The 10,334-nt window shown below is 70.1% G+C and carries 7 protein-coding genes and 1 pseudogene; 7 read left to right on the forward strand and 1 reads right to left on the reverse strand.

Translation table 11 applies throughout. The features are described 5' to 3' along the window. Positions 1-70: 70 nt before the first annotated feature. The 6 genes from NW895_RS28610 (at position 71) to NW895_RS28635 (ending at position 8,409) form a co-directional block, all read left to right on the forward strand. On the forward strand, positions 71-2,227 hold the full coding sequence (locus tag NW895_RS28610; RefSeq protein WP_289939123.1) for a SpoIIE family protein phosphatase: 2,157 nt from the start codon (positions 71-73) through the stop codon (positions 2,225-2,227). A gap of 220 nt (positions 2,228-2,447) precedes the next feature. Continuing rightward, positions 2,448-3,632, forward strand: coding sequence for a cytochrome P450 (locus tag NW895_RS28615; RefSeq protein ID WP_289939124.1), 1,185 nt, complete (start codon positions 2,448-2,450; stop codon positions 3,630-3,632). Between the two features lie 42 nt (positions 3,633-3,674). Continuing rightward, positions 3,675-3,872 carry a ferredoxin gene (locus NW895_RS28620; protein WP_289939125.1) on the forward strand — a complete coding sequence of 66 codons (198 nt, stop codon included), beginning with the start codon at positions 3,675-3,677 and terminating at the stop codon, positions 3,870-3,872. Beyond that, positions 3,869-5,026, forward strand: coding sequence for an NAD(P)/FAD-dependent oxidoreductase (locus NW895_RS28625; RefSeq protein ID WP_289939126.1), 1,158 nt, complete (start codon positions 3,869-3,871; stop codon positions 5,024-5,026). The genes NW895_RS28620 and NW895_RS28625 overlap by 4 nt, the downstream gene beginning before the upstream one ends. Before the next feature lie 568 nt (positions 5,027-5,594). Further along, positions 5,595-7,208 carry a cation acetate symporter gene (locus NW895_RS28630; protein WP_289939127.1) on the forward strand — a complete coding sequence of 538 codons (1,614 nt, stop codon included), beginning with the start codon at positions 5,595-5,597 and terminating at the stop codon, positions 7,206-7,208. Positions 7,209-7,446: 238 nt separating this feature from the next. Further along, positions 7,447-8,409 (forward strand): amidohydrolase family protein, encoded by a 963-nt coding sequence (locus NW895_RS28635; protein WP_289939128.1) that lies wholly within the window; start codon positions 7,447-7,449, stop codon positions 8,407-8,409. A 641-nt stretch (positions 8,410-9,050) separates the two neighbouring features. Here NW895_RS28635 and NW895_RS28640 read toward each other — a convergent pair. Next, positions 9,051-9,203: a hypothetical protein gene (locus tag NW895_RS28640; RefSeq protein ID WP_289939129.1), complete on the reverse strand. Its 153-nt coding sequence runs from the start codon at positions 9,201-9,203 to the stop codon at positions 9,051-9,053. A gap of 142 nt (positions 9,204-9,345) precedes the next feature. Here NW895_RS28640 and NW895_RS28645 point away from each other — a divergent pair. Beyond that, a pseudogene (locus NW895_RS28645) lies at positions 9,346-9,816 on the forward strand (DUF5655 domain-containing protein); the annotation flags it as partial. Between the last annotated feature and the right edge of the window lie 518 nt (positions 9,817-10,334).

Genomic DNA, 10,334 nt, shown 5'->3' on the forward strand with positions numbered 1-10,334 from the left:
GCCGCGTCGAGCGGGAGGCTGTCGATGCCCGACGGCTCACGGGCCTCCTGTCCGGCGTACCGTCGACAGTGTGGAGTACACGGCCGCCAGCCTTGTGTCCCGTGTCGCCGGCGACCTCGGGCCGATGGCGGACGAGGTGATCGCCGACGTGGTGCGGTGCCTGCGGCGTGAGGTTCCCGAACTGTGGAGCAACCCGGATCTCGTCCGCATGACGTCCGAGAACATCACCGAGCACGTCGTCGGCGTGCTGGCCGGCCTGGAACACGGCATCGAGCCGAGCGAGATAGATCCGCCGCCCGCCGAGTTGGAACGTGCACGTCGGCTGGCCCGGTACGGCACGCCCGTCACAGCGCTGTTGCGGGCCTTCCGGCTCGGTCAGGGCGTCGTCCTGGACAGACTCCTCGCTGAGATGCCGCGGCTGACGAAAGACGCGGAGTTGATCAGCGCGGCAACGCGCCTCCTGCTCGCGATGGCGAACGGATACGTGGACGACGCGTCCGAACAGGGTGTCACGGCGTTCCAGGAGGAGCGTGACCGGCGACTGCAGTGGCGGCTGTCCTTGGTGAACGAGGCCGGCCTGCGCATCGGGACCACCCTGGACATCGCCCGCACCACCCAGGAGCTGGCGGACCTCGCCCTCGACCACTTCGCCGACCTGGTCACCGTCGACCTGCTCGACTCCGTGGTCCACGGGGACGGCACCCCGGCGCCGGGCCCCCTCGTACTGCACCGGGTCGCCCAGGCGCCGTCGGCGCAAGGCGGTCCCGAGCCGGCGGTTGGGCTGGGGGCGGTTCACGCCTGTTCGGACGGATCGGTCATGGCTCGCGCCCTGGCCACCGGCCGGTCCTCCAGGCACACGGCGACGCCGACGGATCCGGTCGACGCCCTCGACATCCACTCTGCCCGCTCGACGCTGGTGGTGCCGTTGAGCGCCCGAGGCGCCACTCTCGGCGTCGCGCGGTTCTGCCGTCACCGGAGCCCGGCTCCCTTCGACGACGAGGATCTGATCCTCGCGCAGGAGATCGCGGCCAGGGCGGCCGTGGCCATCGACAATGCCCGCCGCTACACACACGCCCGTGCCACGGCCCTCACTCTCCAGCGCAGTCTGCTGCCACGGCGTACGGCGGAGCAGTCCGCCGTCGACGTCGCCTGCCGCTACCTGCCCGCCGGTGGTCAGGCCGGTGTGGGCGGCGACTGGTACGACGTGATCCCGTTGTCCGGAGCCAGGGTCGCCCTGGTCGTGGGCGACGTGGTCGGCCACGGCATTCACGCCGCCGCCACGATGGGGCGCCTGCGCACCGCGGTCCGCACCCTCGCCGACATCGACCTGCCGCCGGAGGAGCTGCTGACACACCTGGACGACGTCGTCATCCGCCTGTCCGCCGAAGCCTCGGCCGACCCGGACAGGGAAGTGGCCGGGGACATCGGCGCCACCTGCCTGTACGCCGTCTACGACCCCGTCGACGGCCGCTGCTCCCTGGCCCGCGCGGGGCACGTGCTGCCCGCCGTAGTGAGCGGCGACGGAACCGCCGATCTTCTGGACCTGCCGTCCGGCCCGCCGCTGGGCCTGGGCGGACTGCCGTTCGAGGCGGCGGAGGTCGACCTGCCCGAAGGCAGTCTCCTGGCCCTGTACACCGACGGCCTGGTCCAAGCCCGCGACCGCGATATCGAGGCAGGCCTCACCCTCCTGCGCCACGCCCTCGCACAGCCCTCCGCATCCCTTGAGGCCGCCTGCGACACCGTGCTCCAGGCCTTGCTGCCCGCGGGCCGACCCCACGACGACGCCGCCCTGCTGCTCGCCCGCACCCGCACCCTGGGGGACCACCAAGTCGCCGCCTGGGACGTGGACGCCGACCCGGCAGCCGTCGCCCGGGCCCGTTCGAGCGCCATCCGGCGGCTGTCGTCCTGGGGACTGGGGGACCTCGACTTCATCACCGAACTGGTGGTCAGCGAACTGGTCACCAACGCCGTCCGCTACGGCCGGCCCCCCATCCGCCTGCGCCTGATCCGTGATCAGTCCCTCCTGTGCGAGGTGTCCGACGCCGGCAGTACCACCCCCCACCTGCGCCGGGCCCGCGCGTTCGACGAGGGCGGACGCGGCCTGCTCCTCGTCGCCCAGCTCGCCGAGCGCTGGGGAACGCGCCATGCCCGGCAGGGCAAGACGGTCTGGGCCGAGCTGGGCGAGGAGAAGCACGCCGGGCTCTCGGACCCGGCCTCGTTCCTTTAACGGCAAGGAAACCCGCAGTTCTGATGAAACCATCGCTCTTCTCTGTCGTAACCCTTGACGATGCGTTCCATCAGGCTTGAGTATTTCCTCATCATGGCGTTGCTGCACTGACGGCGCCCGCCCGCGCAACGGGATGAGGAGCGGGCACTCACCCTTGCGCCCGAGGCCGTGCTCTCGTCAGCCGTCCACGCTTCTCACAGTTTCTTCAGGAGGGCTCCTCATGCCCATGCGTACGGAGATTCCCGTCTACCACCCCGACCTGTATTCGGCGTCGGCCATCCGCGACACCTATCCGCACTACGCAGCGCTGCGCGCACTCGGCCCCGTGGTGTGGCTGAGCAAGCACAAGGTCTACGCCCTGCCGCGATACGCCGAGTGCAAGCAGGTACTGCTGGACGACGACACCTTCGTCTCCTCGGGCGGTGTCGGTCTGAACCCCGTCGCCAACCGCGTGGGCCAGGGCACCACGCTGTTCAGTGACGGCGATGAGCACGCCCGCCGCCGCTCCCTCCTCGCGCACCGCCTCACTCCCAGGGCGCTGCGCACGATGCAGGACACGGTCGACCAGCAGGCCGCCGCCGTGGTCGCGGGAGCCGTCGCCCGCCGGACGGTGGATGCCGTCGAGGTCGCCACGGCGCTGCCGATGTCGGTCGTCCCCGACCTGGTCGGCTGGCCCCGGCAGGGCCGTGAGCACCTGCTGCGCTGGGCCGGCGCCACCTTCGACGCCCTGGGTCCGCTCAATCGCCAGGCGGTGCGCACCCTCCCCGCCTCCCTCGGCATGATGCGCTATGCCCGCGGTGTCGTCCGCGACCGGTCCGTGCTGGACGGCAGCATGGGCCACGACCTGCTGCGCGCGTCCGACGAGGGCCGGATCATGCCCGCCGAGTGCGTCACCATGATGATCGACTATCTGGCACCCTCCCTGGACACCACGATCAGCGCCATCTCCAGCGCTCTGTACCTGTTCGCCACCCACCCCGAACAGTGGCGCCTGCTGAAGGCGGACCCGGACCTGGTCCCGAAAGCGGTCAACGAGATCGTCCGCTACGAATCCCCGATCCGCGCCTTCTCCCGCACTGCCGCCTGCGACACGGAACTCGCGGGCGTGCCCCTCCCCAAGGGCTCCCGGGTGCTGGTCCTCTACGGCTCCGCCAATCGCGACCCGCTGGAGTGGGACGACCCGGACACCTTCGACATCCGCCGGGACGCCGCCCGCCAACTCGGCTTCGGGCAGGGCACGCACGGCTGCGCCGGTCAGGGCCTGGCCCGCCTGGAAACCTCCGCGATGCTCCGCGCCCTGATCGAACGCGTCGACCGCATCGAGCCGACCGGCACACCCGAGTGGGCCCTGAACAACGTCATCCACCGTCTCGAGCGCCTGCCGCTCGAACTCATACCCGCCTGAACCCCGCCGCTCGCCCGTTCGAGGACAGCTGAGGACAGCACCATGAAGATCTCCGTCGACCATCCACGCTGCGAAGGCCACGGCCTGTGCGCCGACCAGGCCCCAGACATCTTCAGCCTGGACGACGACGCCGAACTCACCTACCGCTTCGAGGGCACCGACGTCCCCGACGAGCATCAGCCCGCCGCCCGCGCGGCCGTCAATGCCTGTCCGGTCGCCGCCCTGCGATTCCTGTCATGACCGCACCGCGCTCGGTGCTCATCGTCGGCGAGTCACTCGCCGGCACCACCGCCGCCCGCCACCTGCGCACTCTCGGCCACACCGGACCCCTCACGATCATCGGCGCAGAGGAACACGGCGCGTACTCCCGCCCGCCCCTGTCCAAGGTGGTCCTGAAGGACCCGGCCGCGGACCAGACCCTGGGCCTGGCCCTCGACGGCCTCGACGCCGACGTCATCCGCTCGCCCGCCGTCGCCGCCGACACCCGGCGCCGCACCGTCACGACCGCCGACGGCCGCCAGGTCGGCTACGACGCGCTGATCGTCGCCACCGGCGCGGACGCCCGCCGGCTCGCCGCCCCCGGGCAGCGGGGCGAACTCGTCCTGCGCACCCTGGACGACGCCCGCCTGCTCCGCGCCCGCCTGGCGGACGCCGGCTCGGCGATCGTGGTCGGCGCCGGCTTCCTCGGCATGGAGGTGGCCAGCGCCTGCGCCGCCCGCGGCATCCCGGTCACCGTCGTGGACGCCGACCGGCCGCTGGAACGCATCCTCGGCGACCACCTGTCCGCCGAGATCACCGCACGCGCCTCAGCACACGGCATCCGCTTCATACAGGCCACCGGCTTCGCCACCCTGACCGGCGACCCCGTGAGCGGCGTGGCGCTCCCCGACGGCACCGAACTCACCGCGGACCTGGTGGTCACCTGCGCCGGAGAAGTACCCAGCACCGGCTGGCTGGCAGGGACCGGCCTCGCCGACCGCCTCGGCGTCGGCATCGACGATGCCTGCGCCACCACCGTGCCCGGCGTGTTCGCCGCCGGCGACGTCACCTACCTCCGCGGCGACGGCACCCGGCCCGAACGGCGTGCGCCCTTCTGGTCCAACGCCGTCGCCCAGGGCAGGACCGCGGCGGCCTCCGCTCTCGGTCTCCCACCGCCGGGACCAGCGCAGGACGACTACTTCTGGACCGAGGTCGCCGGTCTCACCGTCAAGATCGTCGGCCGCCTGCCGCTCCTCGGCGAACCGACCACGGTGCAGGGCAGCGTGGCCGACGGGCGCGCGCTGCTGACCTGGAGCCATGCCGACGGAACGTCGACGGCGGTCGCCTACGGAATGCGCAAACCGGTCGCCGCGCTGCGGGCCTTGGCCGCCACGTCTTCGCCGCCGTCACGGTGACGGCGGCAGATGAGCGTCGCGACGTAGGGAAGCCACGGGGCGCGGGCATGGCCGGGGCGCTCTTCCGCGGCGCACCCGGCCGATCAACCCAGCCCCCGGGGACAAGCCCGACTTGATCGAGTACTACGCCTGCCGCGGCGCGCCGAATGCTGCGCTCACAGGCCCAGACAACCCGGAAGTTCGACCTCCCTCCATCCAGAGAGCCGCGCATCATCATGTACATCCAAGACCGTCCGCCCGGTTCCAGAACACTGGAAGCAGCCACTCACCACCTTGCTCTGGAGCACCTGCGAAGGACCTCAGGGCGGCTCAGGGTCCGCCTGCTCGTGCTCAACCTGGCCGCTGCCGGCGTTCCTCTCTTGCTCGACCTGGTCCCGGGGATCGACCTGGCCACCCCTGTGTCCGGCCCGTTCACCCTCGGATTGCTGGTGCTCGGCACCGCTGCGCTGACCTTGGTGGTCGCAGCCCTCTGGTACGAGCGTGCCTGTCGCGTCCACTGCGACCCAAGGGCCGAGGAACTGCGTGGCCGGGCTGCGGCGTCCGAGTCGGCCCCCTGGGGGAGGAGACCGTGACGTCCGGCGCGGTCCTCGCGGCCGGCGGTTCCGGCCTGTTCGCACCCCTGATGGCATTCCTGCTGGTCGTCATCGTCTCCCTCCTGCTCTGCCTGGTCGCGGGTATGGACAACGACACGGTCGCCGACTTCTTCACCGCCAACCGGTCCCTGTCCGTGACGAAAAACGCTCTGGCGCTGTCCGGCGACTTCATCTTCACCACCGCCCTGCTCAGCTCCGTCGGCGCCGTTTCCCTCGCGGGCTACGACGGCATGGTGGTCGCCATCAGCGCCATCGCCTCACTCGGCGTGCTTCTCCTGCTGGCCGAACCCCTGCGCAACACCGGGCGTTTCACCCTCGGTGCCGTCCTGGAAAGCCGTGTGACCGGCACGGCGACCAGGGTCGCGGGCACCGTGATCACGGTGGCCGTATGCCTGCCGGTGATGGTCGTACAGCTCACGGTGGCAGGTGATGTGACGGCATACGTCCTCGGGTTGAACAGGCCGGGTGCCGCCGAGGTCTGCACGGCTCTCATCGGAGCGTTGATCGTCTCCTTCGCCGCGTTCGGCGGCATGCGAGGCAGCAGCATGATCGAGATCGTCAAGGTGATCCTCGTCTTCGGCACGGTTCTGGCGGTGAGCTGGGCCGCCCTCAGCCGTGCCCACTGGGACCTGGGCACCCTGCTGGAGACCGCTCCCGGCCACCGTGGCGGGGCGCAGTCCTTCTACGCCCCCGGCCTGCTGTACGGGGACACGCTGACGGGCAGACTGGATCTGGTCTCGCTGTGCGTCACCGTCATCCTGGGGTCTGCCGTGTTTCCGCACATCGTTTTGAGGGTGAGCGCTTCCCGGAACGGGCCGGCGGCCAAACGGGCCTCCACTGCCGCCGTCGTCATGATCACGCTGTTCTACGGCGCCATGGTTCTCACCGGGCTGAGCGCGGCGGCGACGTTGGGCGCCAACGTCATCGCCGCGCACGACCCGCAGGGAAACACAGCGCTGTTCCTGCTCGCCGACAACCTTGCCGGAAGCAGCACCGGGCTGTTGTTCACCATGGTCGCCTGCGCCGCGTTCGTCACCGTCCTCGGCACCGTAGCCGGGCTCACCATGGCCGCCTCCGCGTCGCTGGCGCACGACCAGTACGCCCGGGTGGGCCGTCGAGGCGGCGGCGGTGAACGCAGCGAAGTGAACGTGGCACGCGCGGCGGTGATGATTTTCGGCCTGGTCAGCGTGTACCTGGCTGTTGTGCTGCACCACTGGAGCATCGTGGTCCTGAGTTTGTTCGCCGCCGCGCTGACCGCTTCAGTGGTTCTCCCCGCACTGGTGTACAGCCTCTTCTGGAAGGGCTTCACCAGAACCGGACTGCTGTGGACGCTCTACGGATCACTGGCGTGCTGCGTTGTCCTCGAAGCATTCGGCCCTGCTGTCTCCGGCAGCCCCGTAGCCCTCTTCCCCGACCGGGACTTCCACTGGTTCCCGCTGCAGAACATCGCTCTGATAACCGTCCCCGTCGGGTTCTTCCTCGGCTGGGCGGGCAGTCTGCTCAGCCGTCGGTCGCACGCAGATCAGGACCGCTACGTCGAGATGCAGACCGCACTGCTGATCGGTCACAAGCCGATCACCCCACAGTGAGGTGCTGTGGGATGACACCGACATCGCGCGGTTCACGTCGGAGCAGCAGCTCACTGGGCCTGGCGGGGCCGGGGGCATCGCGGCATCCGGTGATCGGGGGCTGCGACTTGGCTCAGCGGTCTGCGTGCTCTCCTGCCCGTCCCCGAAACGAGTTCTTCTGGCATGTCCAGGCCCCGCCACCGCCAACGACCCCAGCCTCAGCGCCTCCGTCCCCATCCGTGGAGGGAAAGATCAGATGATGCCCGAGCCTCCCCTCAAGGGAGCCATTGATGTGCACGCCCACTTCATCACGCCGCGACTGCGTGCGGAGATGGAGAAGGCGGGCCACGGTGGGCCCGACGGCATGGCCGCCATCCCGGCTTGGAGCCCCGAAGACGCCCTGTCCGTGATGGACGGGGCGGGTATCGCGGCAGCTCTTCTGTCGGTCTCATCCCCCGGCGTGCACTATGGCGACGACAGGGCCGCCCGGGAGCTGGCCCGGGTGGTGAACGAGGAAGGCGCGGCCCTCGTCCACGATCACGCCCACCGTTTCGGCCTTCTGGCCACGCTTCCGCTGCCCGATCTGCCCGGCGCACTTGCCGAGACGCGACATTCCTTTGACGAACTCGGAGCCGACGGCATCACGCTCCACACCCACTACGCAGGGCGTCACCTGGGCGATCCGTTTTACGAGCCGCTCTTGGCCGAACTCGACGAACGCTCCGCCGTCGTCTTCCTGCATCCCACGTCACCGCCATGCTGGGAAGCCACGACTATGGGGCATGCGCGCCCCATGCTGGAGTTCCCCTTCGAGACCACCCGCGCCGTCACCAATCTGGTCCTGAACGGCGTCCTCGACCGATATCCCCGCATCCGCTTCATCGTCCCTCATGCCGGAGCCGCTCTTCCGGCAGTCGCCGACCGCGTCGCGGCCTTCGCGTTCTCCACGGGCGATCCGCCCGTGGACGTTCTAGGCGCCCTGCGTCGGCTTTACTACGACCTCGCCGGCTTCCCTCTGCCACGGCAACTGCCCGCTCTGCTGACGCTGACGGGCACCGACCACATCCTCTACGGAAGCGACTACCCCTACACGCCGGACTGGGTGGTCCACGGCTTGGCGGAAACGCTCGTATCCAGCACGGTACTGAGCACGGAGCAATGGCAGTCGGTGTTGCGCGACACCGCCTCCGCCCTCTTCCCTCGGTTCGCGCCGCAGCCGTAGCTGGGGCCACGCCCGAGTCCTGCCCCCCATGGATCTCGCCCAAGCGCCTGAGGTGCTTTCTCTTGCAACTCATCCGGTTCCGCCGAGTGGGGACGAGTCGGTGCGCACCGGCCCCGGGTACAGCACAGCGACCGTGACGCCCGTGCCGGCCGGCTCAGCGCGCAGGCCCTCCCTGAAGAGCTGCGGTATGCCTTCGACGGCTCCCCGGTGCCGGCCAACCTGCCACCGGACTGGGCTACTTCGGCACCGGCGGCACCGCGGGGGCGAACGACAGCACGTCCTCGGACCGCCGGGGCTCAGCATCGGCATGGGCATGAGACCCCGTCAGCTCGGCAACACGAGCATGATGCGGTCGGTCCGCCGGGTCCGCATGGACCGTGCGATGGGGGTTCGGCGGGTAGCCCGCTTCCGCGGGAACGCCGGTCGATCTTCTCCCGGGTCGACGGCTTCATGCCGCCGTTGTTCTTGAGACAGCGCGACACGGCCTGTGACACAGCCGGGCGTGGGGCCCGGATCCCCGGGTCTGGTCGCCGAACTTCAACCTGGCCGACAGGTACTCCGAGGATGGATACGGAGGAGCCGAGACCCGCCCCGGTGACCTGGGCGGGTGTCGCGGCGGTCGACAGCGAGCCGCCCGCGGATCACGGCGTCGGAGTTCCGTCCGGGAACGAGACGAGGGGAACGTTGGGCTGCTGAGGTGCCGCGGACAGCGTATGGACGATCCCCAAGGACAGGCCAACGGCGAGGGTGACTGCACAAGCGCAGGTCAACAGGGATTTCACCAGCAGGGTCATGGGGTTCGGCTTCCTTCGCGCGACGAATGACGGCATCGGACAAGCACCGGCCCCGACCGGTTACCGATGAGTATGGGAACACTGTTGACACTCGTCAAGACTCCGCTTACGTTCCATGACCGATCTGCTGGCCGCGGCCCCCGACCGACGGTGCAGCATCGACCTGCTCCGCTACCGCTTCTTCGGCAGGGAGCTGATCAGGCTTGAGACCGTGGCTTCCGTCACGGGGCGGATGCCAGCCGGCAGGCGGATTCACCCGAGCGCGGACAGGCTGCGGCCGGCCTGCAGGCAGGGCGGAGGGCTCGCCGAGTTGGCCGAGGCGGTCGATGAGGTGCTGCTCGGCCTCCGGGACGGCGCCAGCTGGGTGCAGCGCAAGCAGTACTGGGCGTATCAGCGCCAGCGGAACTTTGCCTGCGTCTGTCCCCCGCAGAAGACCAAGCTCCTCGTCTATCTCAAGGCCGACCCGAAGGAGATCGACCTCATGCCCGGCTTCACCCTGGACGTGACAGGGCTCGGCCACCACGGGATGGGCGACCTGGAGGTGCAGTTGCGGTCCGAGCGGGACGTGGAGCGGGCTATGGGCCTATTCCGCGCCAGCTACGCGGCGGCATAGCCCCTCCGCGTGCGTCTGTGACGTGCTCGAGTGCGTGGCTGAGCAACTGTCGACGTTGCCATGGCAGTTCCTCTCGGCGTGCGCGCGGGCAGTGGCGGTGGAGCTCAACGGAAGATGCGCGAAGGGGACGGACCCGTTGTCGGTGGCGGCCCCGCCCGTGGCGGCGCCGACGCTCTGGAGGGCGTGGGCCTGGTCGCCGGTACCGGTGCGCCGGCGTGGTGCCAGCGGGTCCGGAGCGTGTGCAGGGGGTCCCAGTGCGCGGCGGCTGCCAACGGCCAGTTGATACGGGGTCGTTGCCGCGCCGTCGGTGAATGCCTTGACCCGGCGGCCTACTTCCGTCGCGATCGCGAGGAGGGCGCATTGGAGGATGCGCTCACCCCACTGCGGGACGCCGCCGCCCTGACCCGGGAGCTCACGGCCGCGGCCCATGGTTCCCGAGAGCCCGCGAACGGCCGTCTACGGCCGCGGTGGGCGCAGGACAGGGACGCTGTCGCGGAACGCGGCGGCGTGCTTGTCGA

Origin of the sequence: Streptomyces sp. S.PNR 29 (genome assembly GCF_030386795.1) — a bacterium.
Lineage (GTDB): Bacteria > Actinomycetota > Actinomycetes > Streptomycetales > Streptomycetaceae > Streptomyces.

Excerpts from the sequence above, each read along its gene's own strand:
- NW895_RS28640 (WP_289939129.1), bottom strand. The coding sequence starts at position 9,203 with ATGACCCTGCTGGTGAAATCCCTGTTGACCTGCGCTTGTGCAGTCACC.
- NW895_RS28620 (WP_289939125.1), top strand. The coding sequence starts at position 3,675 with ATGAAGATCTCCGTCGACCATCCACGCTGCGAAGGCCACGGCCTGTGC.
- NW895_RS28615 (WP_289939124.1), top strand. The coding sequence starts at position 2,448 with ATGCCCATGCGTACGGAGATTCCCGTCTACCACCCCGACCTGTATTCG.
- NW895_RS28635 (WP_289939128.1), top strand. The coding sequence starts at position 7,447 with ATGCCCGAGCCTCCCCTCAAGGGAGCCATTGATGTGCACGCCCACTTC.
- NW895_RS28625 (WP_289939126.1), top strand. The coding sequence starts at position 3,869 with ATGACCGCACCGCGCTCGGTGCTCATCGTCGGCGAGTCACTCGCCGGC.